Raw genomic sequence first — 16,731 nt, 5'->3', positions numbered from 1 at the left:
TCACTCCAGTCATTCGCTTAAATTTTTTTGCAGTAAGCTGTTTGGCGTTCTCTATTTTCACTGCTCCTCAAAGTCCTAATTGCAAATTGCCAAACTCTTAATCATACCACAAAACACTTTTGCAAGAGTTCTATTGAGCAAACCAAGCGGATTGCAGAACAAGCCGCCCAAGAAGTAGAACCGACGATCGATCGTCAGCATTCAAAAAGGTGAAGTTATCGTTCAGGCTGGAAAATTACCCAAGCTGATTTTGTTCTATTAGACCACTTTCACTTGAGTCAACGCGGAATCGATTGGCTGCATCTGATTCGTTTTAGTGGGATGGTGGGATTGGCTGTGGCTGTTTTCAAACTGGTAGAACGAAGGATTTACGCCAAATTACGACGAAGCGATTATCTCTTGATACTACTCCTTACTCTCAGTGCGCCGTTGCTAATAATCTTGACCAAATCATTTACAGGCTTACCTGCTATTGGTTTGCTTGTTGGTAGCTTCTACGGTACTGCGATCGGAGGTACTGTTATGGGGTTACTAACGATATTGCTCTCAATGGGAACGGAACTTAGCTGGCATTATTTAGTACCTAGTGCATCTGGCGGAATTCTTGGCGGATTGATGGCGGGACAATGGCGATACCCTGGTAGAGAAGCACTGCGAACGCGAGAGGAATTAGCTACCTTGGGAATCTTAATTGGGTTGACGCAGGGAGTAGTTTATTTGTTGGTCAACACTGCGATCGCACCCCTTTGGTATGCTGTGCTGGGTACAGCAGTCCTCAACGGTTTAGTAGGGTTATTTTGGAGCATCTTAGCACTAGGTTTAAGCCCCTACCTAGAAGCTTTATTTGATCTAGTCACACCTATTCGTCTGGCTGAATTGTCCAATCCCAACCGACCTTTATTAAAACGCCTAGCTGATGAAGCTCCTGGAACTTTCCAGCACACACTGTTTGTCGCTACTCTAGCAGAAGCTGCGGCACGAGCATTAAATTGTAATGTGAAACTGGTTAGGGCTGGGGTTCTCTATCATGACATTGGTAAAATGCATGACCCTCTAGGATTTATTGAAAATCAAATGGGAGGTATTAATAAACACGATGTGATTAATGATCCCTGAAAAAGTGCCGAAATTATCAAAAAGCATGTGAGCGAAGGGTTAGTAATGGCTCGTCAACACAAGCTACCGAGCGCTATTCAGGCATTTATTCCCGAACATCAAGGAACCATTCTAATTGCGTATTTCTACCAATAAGCACAGCAACAGCAACAAAATCCTGAAAAAGTTTTACACGAATCAGATTTCCGCTATGACGGCCCCATTCCCCAATCTAAAGAAACGGGGATTGCTATATTGGCTGATGCTTGTGAGGCGGCATTACGCTCCCTCAAAGACGCAACCCCAGAAGCAGCACTGGCAATGGTAAATAAAATCCTGAAAGCACGTTGGCAGGATAATCAGTTGGTAGATTCAGGGTTAACACGGGCAGAAATGTCTCAAATTGCTCATATTTTTGTCCAGGTTTGGCAGCAATTTCATCACCAACGGATTGCCTATCCTAAACTTTAGATATTAGCTAAGGCTACTCCTGGATTTCCAAAGTGCGATAGAGTTAATTTGGAAATGGGTTGCGATCGCTATTTCTGTGAGTCGTGATTTTTAGGCGATCGCTCTTTTGCTCTTAATATATCGTATATTAGGTATTGGAGCCTAGATCAAATGTCTAGACTTTTAAACTTCATGTAATTACTACAAGAATTTAACCGTGATTACAAATGCTAGTAGCCTTACCCTTGGCGCTCTCCGTCAAACTTTTGGCTTGAGACTAGACTCTAGCGATCGCTTTTTTGATGAATGGTTAAATAATGCGCCGACTCTAACCGAAGCGGAACTACAAGGACTAGATCGCCTCACTCAAAACTATACCTATCTCAGTCAAGAAGAACCACCTCTCGAAGAAATTGTTAAGCTTGTAGTTATATCACCATTGCTAGATTTAGCAGATTTCTATCAGTTTCCTTTTCTGGTAAAAGCAGAAGTAAGTACCAATATCGAAGTTGTAGACGAAGCTAATGCTATTGCAGTTCAAGGCAGGATTGATATTTTGGTGATTCAAGATAGTTTTTGGATTTTGGTAATCGAGTCAAAGCCTGCAAGACTAGACGTTACGGCGAGAATTCCCCAAGCACTTACTTATTTATTGAGCGCTCCCAACTTACAGTCAAGTTGTTATGGAATGGTTACAAACGGAAGAGAAGTATTGTTTTTGAAATGCGATCGCCACCAAAATGTCCCTCAATATACTAGATCGCATACTTATCGGTTACTTGAAAATACATCAGAACGTATCCAATTTTTGCAGGGACTTAAACAAATTGGGGCTTATATTAGCGATTTGAGGAGTTAGGCGATCGCTATTACTGTGAGTCGTAATTTTTTGGCGATCGCTTATCAATTACTTGTACTTTGCGGTCGCCGATAACTTCTCGGAACTCAACAACGAAGCGAACTATTTTTGCTTGCCTAATTTCGGCTAAGGGACTTCCAAATAAAAAAATATCCAATAACTCTTGTGGGGTGGGCAACACGATAGCCCAGTTTATATGGCGGTCTCAAGTATTTATTTCTACATACAGCCAAGGCAAACAAGCTATTATTCAAATTCAAGACCAAGGAAAAGGGATAAAAGAGGGTGATTTACCCCGAATCTTTGAGCAATTTTATACAACAGACCCTGCACGCAAAGGTAGCGGTAATGGTCTAGGGTTAGCAATTTCTAAGCGGATTATTGAAGCCCATCAAGGTAGTATTATCGCCAGCAGCACATCAAATCAAGGGGCAACTTTTACTATATACTTGCCGATGATTCGTAATTCGTAATTCGTAATTCGTCATTTGTAATTTGTAATACTCTATGGGTAGGGTTGCGCCTATGTAATTAAGTTTTGACCATGATAACTGTACAATTACTCTTGCGAGAAATATTCTCGGCAATATTTCCTTGAATCGCTTGTTGTAGTAAACTTTCACGGCTAGCTCCCAGAACAATCACATCACTGTTATCTTGTTCTGCACACTTGAGGACAGCATCAGAAACAGAATTGGCACGAACTGGAGTAGCCATCACTTTACCGCTAACTCGGCGTTGCAGAAAGTGAACAGATTTATCTAATAATGTTGTGTCAGGAATCGAGTTAGTAGGCTGGAAAACCTGACATAGCTTGATTTGGGGCGATGTACTTAGAGAAGCAAGAGCTGGTAATAACTTAATTGCTTGGCTGGAGTTAGGGCCACCTGCCATTGGCAACAACCAACGGTCAAAGGATCTTTTATCATCTAATTTAGCCAAGATAACATCACAACCTGCCTGTCGAATTATGGTATCCACCACTCGGCTAAAAACTCTACCAGGAGTTGATGTACTGCCTTTCCATCCCATCAGCACCAAGTCAATGTGTCGTTCTTTGACAGTCTCCAAAATTGCCCCAGCAATATTATGGGCAACTCGGATCTGGGTATGAACGGGAATCCGCGAATTCTCTCCTAAAAGTATTGCTCGTTGCAAAAGTTGAAGACTTTTGCTGATTTGTACTGGTGTTTCCGATGGGATGCGACCAGACGGAACGATAATCACTTGTAGGCATTCTATTTCGTAATTGCGATCTTTGGCGATCACAACTGCCATCTCTAGTAAAGTCTCGGCTGTCTGGGGATGTGAAAGCGGTACTAACAATCTTCCTTTACCTGTAGCTGGAGCGCGAGTTTGGTAAACCACATAAGAAGGTGCTGATTTACGTTCTATTTGTTCACTATTACCACTGAGTTGCTCTGCTTCTACACGGATAATATCACTACGAGTAATAATTCCTATGAGCTTGCGACCTTCTGTAACAGGTAAGCAGCTGAGGTGATAACGATTGAGTATATGCAGTACATGAGCCAGTGTAGCTGTGGGAGTTACTGTCACTGGCTCTGGTGTCATAATCTCGCTAATAGTTGTATCTCCACTTAACTGTTGCGAAGCAATATTAACTAAATCTTTCTGAGTGACAATACCCACAACTTTACCATTCTCTAAAACTGGGAAGTTGCGATGGTGAGAGTGAGAAAATGCCTGTACTGCTTCATCAGTACTCATTTGGCTAGAGAGGGTTTCCACACGCCGTTGCATCACATCTACGGCACTCAGTTGTGCTAAAAGCCCCTCTGTGCTTGGCTCCTTGGTGATGTGAATCCCTTTCCACTCTAGTAGAAGATCGTAGAGCGAACGATGGTCAATTTTTTCTGCTACTAAATAGGCAACCACAGACGCAATCATTAGCGGTAGCACCAGATTGAAATCTGTAGTCATCTCAAATACAATGACGACTGCTGTAATTGGTACCTTGGAGACAGCGCTAAAAAAGGCAGCCATGCCCACGTGAGCGTAGACTGTTGCAGCACTCATTCCCAGTAAACTGTGTTCGACAGCACCCACTAAGTAACCAAGGGCAGCACCCAAGACTAAGGTGGGAACTAGTAAACCCCCTGGCGCTCCAGAGCCGTAGGTAAAAATAATTAGGGTAAACTGAACTAAAAGAGCGATCGCTGCAAATGACCAATTAGTATTACCCGCAAGCAAAATTTCTCTCAGCCCAGCATGATCCCGAAAGGCAGCAGGTAACAAGGCGATCGCCACACCACTGACTAACCCAGCAATTCCAATTCGCCAGGGTAAACTCACATGTAGCAGGCGGCGGTTAATTGCTAGACTCTCAAGGATACCTTTATTAAATAGAATGCCTAGAAGTCCTGCCAGCACTCCCAAAATCAAGTAGAAAGGGATTTCCTGAGCGAAGAAAGTTGTATCGGGAAGACCTAAATTTAGGTGATTCAGATCCAGGTTGTGGCTACCATAGAGCCTAGAGATGACTGAAGCGATGAAAGAAGCCAAAATCGCAGTACCAAGAGTGATACCTGACACGTCTTGGAGTAATTCTTCGACTACAAAAAGCACACCTGCGATCGGTGCATTAAAAGCCGCAGCTAAACCAGCCCCGGCTCCGGCGGCGATCAGTTGGCGACGATGCTCTGGTGAAGTCGGTGCCCAATTACTCAGTTGATTTGCCAACGCTGCCCCAATTTGGACAGTTGGCCCTTCCCGTCCCAAAGGCATTCCCGAACCCAACACTAATGTTGCGCTGATCAACTTTACCAAAGCAATTCGCAGATTTAACGGCATTGGTACGCGAGCCAATACGGCTTTGACTTCAGACATTCCACTACCTGATGCTTCAGGTGCAAAGCGCTCTACTAGCCAACCAGCTAAAAGTCCCCCTACTAGTCCAATACTCGGTAGCACTAAGTAGGCAGGCCAATGGTAAGAAACACGTACTCGCAATGCGCCTGCCCAATCCACTGCTTGTCCTAAAAGAACAGCCGCTAACCCCGAAACTAGTCCAATCAGGCAAGCTTCCACGAAAGCCAAGCGCCTGGGTTGAACCAACTGACGGGAAAGCCTCAACCAGAGAATTTTACCTCTCGCTAACATATTTTTAGCAATCACTTGTCATCAATGAAGGTATATAAATGTCTGAAATGTCTTACCGTTCACCCTATTCATAGCTTTTCGCAAAAAAATGAAATCAGAATGAAATTTTTCTATTCCTAAAGATAGATATGTACAATAGCAGTACAGTGCATATATTGTTTTATACTTAAAATATACTGCTTTAATACAGCCAACTCTGAGAATCTGCGTTGCGATGGCTACGCCGACAAAAGGTACGCGGTATCCGATTGATTTAATTGTGGAATATTCTGTCAGCTAAAATCCAGAAAGTGTATCTTTGTAGTAAAAGCAAACGTCTATGCAAGTTACATTTGACTTACCTGATGAAGTTGTCAATCAGCTTCAACCCTTTGCAGACAAACTGCCTCAAATCCTAGAGTTGGGGTTACGAGAATTGAATGCGATCGCTGAGTCAGGATTTTCAGGTATGGCTGAAGTCGTAGAATTTCTGGCAAGCCTACCCACTGCTGAAGCCATTATTGCCCTGCGTCCCTCTGAATCCCTGCAAGCTCAAATTAACACTCTGGTAGAAAAAAATCGGACGGTAGGTTTAACCGCAATAGAAGAGCAGCAATGGCAGGGGTATCAATATTTAGAGCATATTGTCAGAATGGCTAAGGCTAGAGCCTTCAAGAAGATCAAAGAAGCGGACGCAGAATGAGCAAAACTTATATTCCTGTAGCTCTCCGAAGACAGGTTTATGAACGGGCAAAAGCTTGTTGTGAGTATTGTCTGATTCCTGATGTCGCTACCTTTGCGCCTCATGAGATTGACTACATCATTGCTGAAAAACATAGTGGACGGACTGAAGCGGAAAATTTAGCACTATCCTGTACTCTGTGCAATAAGCACAAAGGAAGTGATCTCGCCTCTGTCGATCCAGAAACCGGAAAAATCGTACCCTTGTATCATCCTCGCTAAGACATCTGGCATGAACATTTTCGCCTGAGTGAATCTGAATTTGTGCCTTTAAGCCCCATAGGTGAATGGCACTAAGAAAAGCCAAAACACTTGTGGTTTAAGCGGTTTGCAAAAGATTTCGTAATTCGTGCCGAGGTTTCGTCATTAAAGGGTAAGCTTTTGGGCGGCGTTTACGGACTCGTGGCTCACTTCTGCCAGGGCGTAGTTTACCGCCGCAGGCATCGCTCACAGCCTTGTGAGCAATAACTTTAAGTAAAGTCCAATACATTTGAAGACGTTTTGTTGAAGTTGCAGCTAACAATTTGGGAATAAAGTTATTTAAATGATGGCGAGTACCTTGCCACGGACGAGTAAGCTTTTTCTACCTCCAAAAACTTTTGGACAACTGTACATCATTCCTCCATTAGCGATCGCCTGCCTATGCCATTACTCCTCGTCCGGCATTTCAAGCTATAGCTCTTATTCCACATAGCTTAGAGCTTTTCTTTGTGCCATTCCAGTTAGATGCCATGAGTGCAGACGCATTAGCCAAATATGTGACCTCGGAACTCAAGCGAATCCGCCCTGGAACAGAGGGAAATATCGATATTGTGTGCGTTGTTTCTTGGGGACGAGATCGCTATGCTCTGGGTGCTTATTCCCACTTTGCCCCCGAACAAATCCGACGCTTTCAAGACAAAATGGCTAAACCCTGGCAGCGAATTTTCTTTGCAGGCGAACATACTGCGATCGCATCTGGTGGGATGGAATCGGCACTGGAATCAGGAGAGCGAGTGAGCAGCGAGATTTTAGCTCGCATTGGTTTGTCATCGCCCCAAGCACAAGCACCATGACAAATTTTATGGTTGTAAATGAGCGATGGCTATTCAGATTTCGCTTTGCGGTAGCCTTCAGCACTCAAAAATTCCTCATTCACCAGTGACAGGATTTTGTCTGTGTCTTTCCCTTTGTCCAGTTTCCCCCCCTAGCTATCTAATTGGTATACAAAGCAGGTAAGCAAAAACTTGCATCTAGCAGTAGTGGAAAATTAAAGTTGCCTCGCCATCGCCCAGAACGACAATTCAGTAATACCAAACGAATGAATATTAATAAATTTTAAACTTCCTCGTCAATGTATAATTTTGTTGTTTAGTTATTTTTCTGATAAAAACTATGGGTATAATCCCCATATTTGGCATAGTAGTCTTTATTACAGGCTTGTCCCTTTACTTGCTACTGACCTCAAAAAGTCGATTTGGCCTGAAATCTGTGGTGACAAAAATAAAGCGCCAAGAGTGGAGATTCAGAGATAGCAAGCTGAACTACCTGAGATCAAGATTTTCAAAGACTATAACAATTGCTGCCATGATCATGGCAACAGTAATAGCTGGAAATACTGTATCCGCACAGGTGACAGCACCGCCTCTAGCTTCGCTCAAAAGCGTATCAGTTCCGCAGCCTGACAATCTAGGAGACTTTGTAAAAGACAAAGTAGCCGCGATTAAGTTGGGAAAGGCTCTGTTTTGGGATATGCAGGTTGGCAGCGATGGACAGACCTCCTGTGCTAGTTGTCACTTTCATGCTGGAGCCGACAACAGATCCAAAAATCAGATCAATCCTGGGCTTTTGCGGATCAATGCCGATGGAACAGGGAATCCAGATACAGTTTTTGATTTAGGTGGCGCACCAAACTACCAGCTCAAGCCAGAAGATTTTCCCTTTCACAAGCTATCCAGTGATTCTACGACCGTTGTATCTGACCGTAACGATGTCAGTTCCTCTCAGGGGGTTTTCAATACGAAGTTTGTGAATGTGATACCTGGTAGTGCGGAAGACCAAGTAACAAACGAGCCAGATCCGGTGTTTAACGTAGGTGGCATAAATGTGCGCCGCGTCGAACCGCGCAACACGCCAAGCGTGATTAATGCAGCATTCAACTTCCGCAACTTCTGGGACGGAAAGGCACAAAACATCTTTAATGGGGTGAATTCCTTTGGTTTGAGAGACCCTTACGCCTCCGTAGTCAAAGCTGAAAAACCAAATCAGCTTGAATTTGTCAAAGTCAGTTTGAATAATTCATCTTTAGCTTCCCAAGCGATGTCCCCACCACTGAGTTCCTTCGAGACATCTGCGGATGGTCGTACTTTTCAAGAAATTGGTGATAAGTTCGGAGGAACTAGTAAGGGTAAAAAACTCCCCCGAAAACTTGCAAAAAAGTTATTTACTCTCAGACCGCTAGGTAAACAGGTTGTGCATCGAGATGACAGCGTTTTAGGTGCAGACAGTAGATGGCCTCAGCCTGGACTTAAGGATAGAACTTACGATCAGCTGATTAAAGATGCCTTCAAACCGGAGTGGTGGAAGTCTAATCAACTCATTCAAATTGATGCTGAAGGTAGACGAACTTTTGTCAACAAGCCAGATCGCTCCTTGGAAACCAATGAGTATAGACTAATAGAGTACAACTTCTCCCTATTCTTCGGGCTTGCGATTCAATTGTACGAGTCTACACTGATTGCTGATGATACGCCCTACGATCGCTTCTTGGAAGGAAACACCACCGCCCTCACCGAACAGCAGCAACAAGGAAACCAACTATTCAATGGCAAAGCAGGCTGCATCGGTTGCCATAGCGGATTGGAACTTACTAGTGCCTCGGTGAGCAGTATACAAAAGCAACGACTGGGAACTATAAACATCGGCAATCAAAGATTTGTTTTTGACAATGGCTTCTTCGGGATCGGTGTTAGACCAACCCTAGAAGACCCTGGGGTTGGTGGTAAAGATCCATTTGGCAACCCGCTTTCAGAGCCGAGGGTCGCGGCTTTGGGGGAATTCCCACTACTTCTGGGTTCAAACCCCAATATTACAATTACCTCCAATGACATAGTAGTTGCAGACGGAAGCTTTAAGGCTCCCGGACTACGGAACGTAGAACTCACCGCCCCTTACTTCCACAATGGTGGCTATTTGACTTTGCCGCAAGTGGTGGACTTCTATAATCGTGGCGGAGATTTCCGCCAGGCAAGTGCCATCGCCCCTTTGGGACTAACTGAAGCTGAAAAAGATGACTTGGTGGCTTTCCTGAAAGGGCTTACCGATGAGCGAGTTCTCCATGAGAAAGCGCCCTTTGATCATCCACAACTGTTCGTTCCCAATGGACATCCAGGTGACTCTACACACGTTACCAATGACGGCACTGGTAAGGCTACAGATAGTCTAATGGAAATTCCTGCTGTTGGTAGGAATGGTGGTATTGGTACTCCAAATTTCTTGAACTAACTAGCAATTTATTTGGGTTAGTCATTCAGGTGTGGAGAAAGGTTTTTTTTCCCTTTAACCTTTTTTCAAAAGTGAAAAAGCAGGGGAGGAGGGAGCAGGGGAGAAAAACCACGCCACTTGCGGGTGGGGCTTCAACCCTCGTGAGAAAAGGAGCAAGGGGGCTTTTGCCCACAAGGGGAAAGGTTTGTACCTTTTCCCCTGCCCCCTGCCTCTTATCAAATATGAGTCCTATATTGTGTTAGTAGATTTATTTCTACTGATAGACATATTGACAAAAATAAATTTATACTATCTATTTTTAAATATTGCTTATCTGCGTAACTAGCAACTTGAATTAATAACAGAGCTGAAGCTGCCATTGAACGATTTGCCTGCTAACGATCCTTTGGTCACATTGATTGTGAAGTCATAGCTAACAGTAGAGTTTTGGGCAAGACTTGTTGCAATTACACCAGACGTCTGTCCTGTATGCGGGGAATCCCTATTAAATGATGAGGAGTTACATCTTCATCATAAAAAGCCAAAATCTCAAGGTGGTGGTGACAATTACGGCAACCTACAACTCGTACATCTGTACTGTCATCAGCAAATACATTCTGGAACAATTTGTAGTTTATGACTTGCTTGAGCCGGATGCGTTGTAAGGCGCAAGTCCGGTTCTGAGGGGGCGGGATTATAGCGATATAGTCCTGCTACCCGACCACAGTGATGCCCTTTAGGTACAAGCAGCGTTTTTAGGTATTTTTGTTCTCGTAAACTACACGCGAACAAAATATTCTTTATTCCATCATCTATTTTCTCTTAACCGAGCAGTATTGGGTTAGTAGTGATCGCTTCCAGATATGCGTTAGTGTAACCCTTCCATTGCTACTGTTTTCGGTTTTGTGATGGTGTCGACAATAACTTTTTCCCCCTAACCGAAACCTCCTGGAATTGACTCCTGAATTCTGTTTTTATAAGCAAAATAAATCGCGGAATATTCAAAAACTTAGAATTCTCAATACCCCAATGATTGCGAAAATAATTGGCGAATTTTTCTGCATTTTCCTCAAGATTACTGATAAAATAACGAGTCTCAACCCTTTTTTGTCCCACAAAAAGTGAGTCATCTTTTGAATATTAAAATATTCCGCAAATTGAAACTAGTATTAATACTGCCTTATTTATATCAAAAACACAAATCATATTGAAACTAGTTTTTAGCGATGGCTATGCCCGCCCCATGCATCGCACTTTTTTTGTCTGATCTCAGAAAATCGCGTTGCTCTCGGCTTTGAGTACTTTGTTTTGTTACTCCTTAGTTGATATTTCTTGCTGCGATAAATTTGCTAATTCCGATGCTAAGGTTTCTTCCAATAAGTCTACAATTGCATGTGCATCAGTAGGAGACTTCATGATTTCGGCCTCCGGATCAAAGCGATTTTTGACATTGGGAATATCTAGGCGTAATTCCTCAACCAAGGCGATGAGTTTAGCGATTTTCTGCTCAGAAAGTAGGTTGAGTTGAAGGCTAAGTTGCGCCCGTTGCTCTGCTAACTTTTCTTGTCGCTCTTGTTTAATCAATACCCCTGTTGTCACCAACAATGAACCCGCAGTTAGTGAAAATTGTAACCAAGGAAATGGAACTTCCTCAATTTTTGGTGCGCCTAAACGTCGTGGTAAGAAATTGGGTGTTACCCAGAGAATAATCCCAAGCAGAATACTATACAGGAATAGAGGACGACCAAAAAAGACGGTTATCGTTTCTACAAAGCGCTGGTGTTGTGAGACATTTTTTTCAGAACGTCTATGTAATGCGATGATAGTCTCGATATTTTGACTAATAGATTCTGGTAATGGGGCAGTGGGCAGAATCTTTTGATGAGGTATTTGACCCGATACTTGCGGTGAATCACTTGGATTTGGTTGATTGTTGGTTTGCATTGGTAGTCTAGCGTTATGAATCATTCCTTCAACTGACTAACTTCAATTTTGACTGGAAAGCGATACTTTCAGGCAGAAAAAATGCCTGAAAGTACCCACAGATAGATTCTGGGAGATTGCTAATAATTGCCTTCTGAATCTAAAACTTATACTACCTAGAATCAAAATCTCATCCTTCAGAGAGGCAGCAAGCTGCTAGTTTGCTGCGATCATTGGGCTGGAGTGGATTTGGGATAATGATCCCTTAAATATGAACATCGGTTTGGTTCCACCTCAGTCTATGAATTGAAACCATAAAAAACGGAGTCCAAAAGATATTATGTCTCTTCATCAAATCGAAGATTTTGATGCCAATGATCATGAACAAAATTATCAGGAGTATGTGAGGGGGTTTGACCTTTACTCCAAAGACGAAAAAGTTGGCTCTGCTGACGACCTTTTAGTTGATGATGATGGCCACATTCGTTATCTGGTGATCAACACAGGCATTTGGATTTTTGGCAAAAAAGTTCTGCTGCCAATTGGATGGGCCCAGGTAGACTATGATACCCATCGGGTCTATGCAGTCAACCTGACTAAAGCCCAGGTAGAAGCGCTACCTGAGTTTACGGATGGTATGACTGTTGATTTTGATTATGAACATCGGGTCAGACAAGTGTACCGTCCTTCATCTTCATTTAGTGTCTTTGACTCTTCTGGGGTTGGATACGCCGGGTATGGAACTGAACCTCCCGCCTCTACTGATACTCCTACCTCTTCTGGGGTTGGATACGCTGGATATGGAACTGACCCTCCTGCCTCTACTGATACTGCCATCTCTTCCGGGGTTGGATACGCCGGATATGGAACGGATTCTCCCGCCCCTGCCTATATTCCTACCTCTTATGGGGTCGGGTATGAAGGATATGAAAATGCCCTGCCTGCTCCGGGTAGGGCACTCTCACCTGATACTGATCACTGCGATTCCTACCCATATCAGCAAGATCCCTCCTTATATGAAATGAACGAGCAAAATCATCAACGGCTGAAACTGTATGAAGAACGGCTAGTGGCAAACAGAAAACAGCACAAATTAGGACGAACGCTATAATCGAATGGCACTAAGAAAAGCTCTAAGCTATACGGAATAAGGGCTACAGCTTTGAAAGCTATTGAACAGTGGAGGAAGGGTCAGGCGGTCGTCCAAGATGGCAGTGTCATGAAAGCGATGCCTACGGCGGTAAACTACGCCACGAAAGACACTTAGGAAAGCGATCGCCTAGCGCAAATTTCTCACAAACAATAAAAAATCAATTCACATCGCTTGATATAAGACATTTTTTGATACATCATCAATTGAAATTTATGTTTGAAAGCATAAAGCAAGCAATTTGCTCATCTTATGCTTTCAGTGACAATACACGAATTAGGGTTGAAGACAAAATAAGTAACCCTTATCTTTTATCCGACATAAACTCCGATTAATACCACTTTCCTTGAGACACAACACTTCCACCAACATGCGATCGCGGAGGGTGCATGTTGGCAACGGAATAGGAACTATTGCGCTGCCGATAAATTTTGTTTGTCTTTGGTATCGCTTTTGATGCGTAATCCAAGCGATAACCATTTACAGGGTGCTAACTTCCAGTTATAGTTAGCCGCAACTTATTATAGGCACAATGCAACTATAACTTTGACTTGGTGCAAAGATAGTTTACAAAAGTTGCTCAGGGGGTTGCCTTAGTTCAGGTTTAATGCGAGAAGCTATCCAGACGCAGATCCCGCCAGACATCAGAAACCTGCCAGCCAGAGTTGCCCACCGATTGTACTGGAGGATTATCAAGAAATGGAACATAGTCAGGAACTCTAAGCTCTGAAATCGCTACTGGTTTCTCCTCAACCACAGGGGCAGTAGAATTGTCAGTATTAGCTAGAAGTTGTTGGTCTTCTGCTTCTTCGATTAATTTCATCTGTCTCAGGGTAAGCTTGTCAGATTTTTTGATGATTTTCTTTGTCTGGATCTCATTAGAAGTATTCATTGGCTGTTTCCTCGAAGGCATTGGTTTAAAATTTGTCTGAGTAAATTTGGGAGAAATTAGGTATTAATAATTGCACAGAATTAACAAGTTACACCAAATCGATGGAAAATACGAGTCCTTTGCTGAATAATTTATTAATTGTGTACAAATCTGTTTTTGGGTAGATGTTCCAGCATAATCTGTTGCACAGATGCAAGTATTAAGCGTAGGCGTAGCTCGCCGCAGGCATCGCTTCTTGACTCATGACTGTACCTGAAGATTGTTTTACGGTTTTGACTCTTAATAAGCAGATAATTACTTACTACAATAGTGAACAAGAAATAACTGAACGGTTCATTTATTTTTTAAAGGAGGCTGATAAAGCTGTTTCTCAGTTACCGGATAAAAATAAATTGGCTGAACTGACAAAGAATGCCCTCTATCGTGGACGGTGGGTGGCTCTCTTAATTTCCATGCAGATCAGCCGTTTAAATGAGCCACAACGAGGTCAGTCTTCAAAAATGGACAATTTTCTGGATGAGCAACTTCCAAATCAGCAACGTTGGCGCTTGGAACTGGGCATAGAAAAGAAAGAAGTTGATGCAGCCTATGCATTTATGCAATGGTGCGATCGCCTTTGGCTCATCCTCTGTCAGCAGGAACTACCTGCTGATGAGCGCTTTTTAGAAATGAGCAACGGTCCTGATGGTCAGCGCTACGACATCAAGCAGCATCGGGATCACTTGGTTACAGTGAAACCGTGGCCGTTTCAGGAAGAAAAATTTACGGTCAACGTCGAAGCCTGTGACATATTCCAGGTAAAATTTGAGAGCAACGCCGAACTGAGTCAAGCACTTCAAAAAGCCCCCATCAGCGTGCTGAAGTGGACATTTGTTAAGAGCTAGATGCACGCTCTTTTAAAATCTATGTCACGCGTTCACCTCAATTTAGCCCAACGTCACATCAAGATATAAATCGCTTTTCTCTTATTAGCGTGACGCGATCGCTTTCATCAGAAGTAGGATAAGCGTGTAGCTGTCACCAGAGAGGTGCTGGGGTTAGCCACGACTAACTAAGGCATCTGAATGGTTGTGGCGAGCAGTCCTTTGTAAAACAGCTAGGCTAATCCATGCTGATAGGGTTATTTTTCTAGCTAAATTTGTTTAATTAGACTGAAGACTTATTCTGCTCTCTACGTTGCAATAGAAGAGGTAAGCTATTATGGTAAAGCGCTCGCTCGAAGCATCAGTTACCGGGATTGAACAAGCCAAAAAAGCGTTCGCTCATAAAGGGTGGACACAAGACAATTTGGCTTTTGAAGTCAACTTAAAGACTCGCCAACCAATTTGGCGGTTTTTTACTGGGCGTTCGGTTGAACGTCATATCTTTATAAAAATTTGCTCTGTGTTGTCGTTGAATTGGCGGGAAATTGCGGCTAATCCTCCAGAAGAATTTTCTGAATCAAAAGAACTTGGTGTTGCTGAATTTTTAGATATTGATGCTCTAGTACAACTTGTGAAATCGCAACGCTTTGAAAAAATTCAAGACCAGTGCGGCACTTTGCAGTTATTAGATGTTAGTCGCCCGGTTAAAATAGACGACATTTACATAGATGTCAAGATTTTGGAGGAGATTGCAAGCTCTCAGTGGTTAGAGTTTGCTGACTTGCAAAAGTTTACATCAAAAGAATTTGAGCGCTTTGGTTTAAGTGAAGTATCCCAAATAGAAATCGCGGGGCTCACGGCAGTTCAAACTTACTCAAAGCTACGGGTGTTGGGTAAACCGGGAGCAGGTAAAACGACTTTTTTACAACATCTGGCGATTCAATGCAACCGAGGGAGATTTGCAGCAAATCGGGTTGCCATTTTTGTCACCTTAAGAGATTTTGCCGATGAAACGAGAGTTGGAGGAGAGTTCAATTTACTCAACTATATTTACAAAGAATTCCTCACCTGTGGAATTTCAGATCCATCTGTGCTGGAAACTTTGTTGTTGGAGGGCAGAGTATTGCTATTGCTGGATGGATTAGATGAAGTACTCCATCAACAGAGCATTGGTGTCGTCAATGAGATTCGCAGACTATCTGAAAAGTATCAAAAGAATATGTTTGTCGTCACCTGCCGCACGGCAGCTAAAGCTTTCAACCTGAGACGCTTTACAGATGTTGAAATTGCCCCATTTAGTCAAGACCAAATTGTTGCTTTTGCTCAGAAGTGGTTTACAGCACTTACAAAAAGGAACATCCAGAATAAACAAGAACAGGCAATTGAGTTTATTAAGAAACTAGATTTACCCGAAAACTTACAATTTCGTAGACTTGCCGTCTCCCCCTTGTTTTTACATCTCGCTTGCTGGGTTTTTCATCACCAGAACAAATTCCCAAACCAAAAAATTGCGTTTTATAAGCAATGTTTAGACCTCCTACTGGGCAAATGGGATGAAACTAAAGCAATTGAACGGGATGAAGTGTACGAAGGTTTCTTATTATCACAAAATCTGAAGTTACTGAGTCAGGTTGCAAGCGCGACATTTGAGCAGGGTAATTACTTTTTTGAACAACGCATTGTTGAACAATACATTAGCGATTATATCTGTGGTTTACCGAACGCTTCGACGGAATCAGAGGAATTGCAATTAGATAGTGAAGAGGTACTTCAGGCGATAGAGTTACAACATGGATTACTAGCAGAACGAGTGCGGGGAATTTTCTCCTTCTCTTATTTGACGTTTCAAGAATATCTGACTGCTCGAAAAATCGTTGCCAGTTATAATTTACAAGCATTAGAACAACCTTTAGAACGTCTGGTAAGTCATATTACTGAACCCCGGTGGCGTGAAATCTTTTTGTTAACGGTTGCCATGCTGCGGAGTGCAGATTTCCTAGTGCAGTTGATGAAGCAACAAATTGATGCGCTAGTGGCTCAAGATCCATATTTGCAAGAATTTTTAACTTGGGCAAGCCAAAAGTCCCTTGCCCCTCCCCCCAAGCCTGCTGCAATTCGCGCGTTTTACCTTACCCTAGCTAAGACTCCTCACCTTACCCCGCACTTTACTCTTGCCTGCATCCTTGATCAAGGT

The 16,731-nt window shown here is 43.0% G+C and carries 14 protein-coding genes and 2 pseudogenes; 11 read left to right on the top strand and 5 right to left on the bottom strand.

Annotated elements, in window-relative coordinates:
- Nucleotides 1-219 precede the first annotated feature (219 nt).
- Together V7L31_RS12595 and V7L31_RS12590 are read left to right on the top strand one after the other, a co-directional pair.
- Nucleotides 220-1,566 (top strand): annotated as a pseudogene (locus V7L31_RS12595) (HD family phosphohydrolase); the annotation flags it as partial.
- 196 nt (nucleotides 1,567-1,762) lie between these two features.
- The gene (locus tag V7L31_RS12590) at nucleotides 1,763-2,404 is read left to right on the top strand and encodes a type I restriction endonuclease subunit R (protein WP_334696531.1); all 642 of its coding nucleotides are present in this window, start codon (nucleotides 1,763-1,765) and stop codon (nucleotides 2,402-2,404) included.
- 10 nt (nucleotides 2,405-2,414) lie between these two features.
- Here the strand turns inward: V7L31_RS12590 and V7L31_RS12585 are convergent, their stop codons facing one another.
- Complete coding sequence (locus tag V7L31_RS12585) at nucleotides 2,415-2,585, bottom strand: hypothetical protein (protein ID WP_334696530.1); 171 nt, start codon at nucleotides 2,583-2,585, stop codon at nucleotides 2,415-2,417.
- Between the two features lie 22 nt (nucleotides 2,586-2,607).
- Between V7L31_RS12585 and V7L31_RS12580 the strand changes: the two are divergent.
- A pseudogene (locus V7L31_RS12580) lies at nucleotides 2,608-2,877 on the top strand (sensor histidine kinase); the annotation flags it as partial.
- A 58-nt stretch (nucleotides 2,878-2,935) separates the two neighbouring features.
- On the opposite strand, the gene V7L31_RS12575 reads toward V7L31_RS12580, so the two are convergent.
- Nucleotides 2,936-5,527: a chloride channel protein gene (locus V7L31_RS12575; RefSeq protein ID WP_334696533.1), complete on the bottom strand. Its 2,592-nt coding sequence runs from the start codon at nucleotides 5,525-5,527 to the stop codon at nucleotides 2,936-2,938.
- A 319-nt stretch (nucleotides 5,528-5,846) separates the two neighbouring features.
- Here V7L31_RS12575 and V7L31_RS12570 point away from each other — a divergent pair, with 319 nt between their 5' ends.
- Nucleotides 5,847-6,209: a hypothetical protein gene (locus V7L31_RS12570; RefSeq protein WP_334696529.1), complete on the top strand. Its 363-nt coding sequence runs from the start codon at nucleotides 5,847-5,849 to the stop codon at nucleotides 6,207-6,209.
- Nucleotides 6,206-6,469 carry an HNH endonuclease gene (locus V7L31_RS12565; RefSeq protein WP_334696528.1) on the top strand — a complete coding sequence of 88 codons (264 nt, stop codon included), beginning with the start codon at nucleotides 6,206-6,208 and terminating at the stop codon, nucleotides 6,467-6,469. The genes V7L31_RS12570 and V7L31_RS12565 overlap by 4 nt, the downstream gene beginning before the upstream one ends.
- A gap of 97 nt (nucleotides 6,470-6,566) precedes the next feature.
- Here the strand turns inward: V7L31_RS12565 and V7L31_RS12560 are convergent, their stop codons facing one another.
- The gene (locus V7L31_RS12560) at nucleotides 6,567-6,737 is read right to left on the bottom strand and encodes a hypothetical protein (protein ID WP_334696534.1); all 171 of its coding nucleotides are present in this window, start codon (nucleotides 6,735-6,737) and stop codon (nucleotides 6,567-6,569) included.
- Between the two features lie 220 nt (nucleotides 6,738-6,957).
- On the opposite strand from V7L31_RS12560, the gene V7L31_RS12555 reads away from it, so the two are divergent.
- The 3 genes from V7L31_RS12555 to V7L31_RS12545 all read left to right on the top strand — a co-directional run bounded on the left by V7L31_RS12555 (nucleotide 6,958) and on the right by V7L31_RS12545 (nucleotide 10,349).
- Nucleotides 6,958-7,302, top strand: coding sequence for an FAD-dependent oxidoreductase (locus V7L31_RS12555; RefSeq protein WP_334696527.1), 345 nt, complete (start codon nucleotides 6,958-6,960; stop codon nucleotides 7,300-7,302).
- 517 nt (nucleotides 7,303-7,819) lie between these two features.
- Nucleotides 7,820-9,730, top strand: coding sequence for a cytochrome-c peroxidase (locus tag V7L31_RS12550; RefSeq protein WP_334696526.1), 1,911 nt, complete (start codon nucleotides 7,820-7,822; stop codon nucleotides 9,728-9,730).
- 445 nt (nucleotides 9,731-10,175) lie between these two features.
- Nucleotides 10,176-10,349, top strand: a complete 174-nt coding sequence (locus V7L31_RS12545; protein ID WP_334696532.1) for an HNH endonuclease — start codon at nucleotides 10,176-10,178, stop codon at nucleotides 10,347-10,349.
- 671 nt (nucleotides 10,350-11,020) lie between these two features.
- On the opposite strand, the gene V7L31_RS12540 is transcribed toward V7L31_RS12545, so the two are convergent.
- Nucleotides 11,021-11,677, bottom strand: coding sequence for a DUF1003 domain-containing protein (locus tag V7L31_RS12540; RefSeq protein WP_334696525.1), 657 nt, complete (start codon nucleotides 11,675-11,677; stop codon nucleotides 11,021-11,023).
- A 295-nt stretch (nucleotides 11,678-11,972) separates the two neighbouring features.
- Between V7L31_RS12540 and V7L31_RS12535 the strand changes: the two genes are divergently transcribed.
- Nucleotides 11,973-12,743, top strand: coding sequence for a PRC-barrel domain-containing protein (locus tag V7L31_RS12535; RefSeq protein WP_334696524.1), 771 nt, complete (start codon nucleotides 11,973-11,975; stop codon nucleotides 12,741-12,743).
- A gap of 643 nt (nucleotides 12,744-13,386) precedes the next feature.
- On the opposite strand, the gene V7L31_RS12530 is transcribed toward V7L31_RS12535, so the two are convergent.
- Nucleotides 13,387-13,674 carry a hypothetical protein gene (locus V7L31_RS12530; protein ID WP_334696523.1) on the bottom strand — a complete coding sequence of 96 codons (288 nt, stop codon included), beginning with the start codon at nucleotides 13,672-13,674 and terminating at the stop codon, nucleotides 13,387-13,389.
- A 242-nt stretch (nucleotides 13,675-13,916) separates the two neighbouring features.
- On the opposite strand from V7L31_RS12530, the gene V7L31_RS12525 reads away from it, so the two are divergent.
- Both V7L31_RS12525 and V7L31_RS12520 read left to right on the top strand, forming a co-directional pair.
- Complete coding sequence (locus tag V7L31_RS12525) at nucleotides 13,917-14,558, top strand: DUF3891 family protein (RefSeq protein ID WP_334696522.1); 642 nt, start codon at nucleotides 13,917-13,919, stop codon at nucleotides 14,556-14,558.
- Between the two features lie 316 nt (nucleotides 14,559-14,874).
- Nucleotides 14,875-16,731, top strand: a 1,857-nt coding sequence (locus V7L31_RS12520) for an NACHT domain-containing protein (protein WP_334696521.1), incomplete at its 3' end; no start/stop codon positions are given.

The sequence above is a fragment of the Nostoc sp. genome (genome assembly GCF_036916655.1).
GTDB lineage: Bacteria > Cyanobacteriota > Cyanobacteriia > Cyanobacteriales > Nostocaceae > Nostoc.
This window is presented reverse-complemented; position numbering and strand designations above follow the sequence as displayed.